We start from the raw sequence: 1,350 nt of genomic DNA on the forward strand, positions 1-1,350 counted from the left end.
CGCAACCGCCCACGAGCGCCCCCCTCTCGGCGACGCCCGCTCCCTTGAGCGAACAAGAGCAGCAACAGGCGCTCGACACGGCAAGGACCTTCGTCACGCGCTTCTACCAGCGCAACGTTGCGGGGGCCTTCGAGCTGGTGCGCGGCATCAAGAATCCCGAGGCCGAGGCAAAGCTGCTGAGCGACCGCATCCACGATTCGATTGCCGCCGAAGCCTACCAGCATCTGTCGCTGTGCGAGGCGAACCTCGAGACCCTGGGAGGGGCGCTGAGCGCCTGGTCGCGCGTCAACGGCTCCAGCCTCCCCCGCACGCTCGACGCGCTGGTGGCCGGGGCCTACCTCACCGAGGTCCCCCGATGCCCAGCAGGAGGGCGATACGTCTACCAGCCCTCGAAGGCAGGCGTCAGCGTGGCGTGCACCCGAGACGCCCATCGCAGGATCGGCATCACGGGAAGCTTCCCCGCGCTGACCAGCAGCGGCGCGCTCACCCTCGGCGGGCAGAGCCTGCACTTCGATCGACGGGTCCCATTCACTGTGGCGCAGTGGAACGTCAACATCGCCCTCTGGCAGGCAGACTACCGCACGCTGTGGCTCGCGCTGACGGAGCAGTCCTCGCTCGAGAACGGCCCCATGCGCGACCGAGGCGGCGTCCTGGTCATGTCGCGCCGCGACGGGGTGTGGAAGATCGATCTCTGGTTGACCTGTCAAGACCTGAACATGGCCTTCGACCCCGTGAAGTGGCAGACGCAGACCCCCATCGTAATTCAAGCTTTGTGCTATGCGGTTCAAGGGCAGCCGGGAACGCAGGTGCCCGAGAGCGACCAGGGAAAGCCGCAGCTGCAGCTGCGGGTCTGCGAGGCGAACCTGCGGGGCCTGGCGGTGGCGCTGGAAGACGTATCCCTCAAGCTGAACGGGCGCTATCCGACCACGGGGGCACTCGAGACGGTGCTGAAGCGCTCGAGGAAGACGCTTCCGACATGCCCGGCGGGCGGCAGGTACACGTACCGGTGCGAGCCCGGCGGTCATTCGTACGTGATCTTCTGCGCCGGACACGCCCATGCAGACGCCGGCCTGCCCGCCGACCTGCCATCTGTTGATCCGGTGCTCGGCGTGAGCACGGCTGCACCGACTCCCGCGACACCGCTGAAGAAGTAGCGCGCTCCGAGCCCCCTCTTCCATTCGTTCACAACCTGTCAATGGCCGGACGCGGGCCGGCATGGCACACTGTACCTCAAGAGGAAGCGTGCGCCTTCGCAGGCCATCGGCCTGGCGACGTGTGACACATGGGATGAGGGACTCCGCCATGCTCGATTCGATTCGCGCCATCACACTGCCCCCGGTTTCAGGACAA

The 1,350-nt window shown here is 66.8% G+C and carries 1 protein-coding gene; it reads left to right on the forward strand.

Annotation, left to right across the window (positions count from 1 at the left end; all coding sequences use genetic code 11):
• Window positions 1-1,154: hypothetical protein (locus EB084_25615; GenBank protein ID NDD31641.1), on the forward strand; the 1,154-nt coding region annotated here is incomplete at its 5' end.
• Between the last annotated feature and the right edge of the window lie 196 nt (window positions 1,155-1,350).

This window comes from Pseudomonadota bacterium (assembly GCA_010028905.1).
GTDB lineage: Bacteria > Vulcanimicrobiota > Xenobia > RGZZ01 > RGZZ01 > RGZZ01.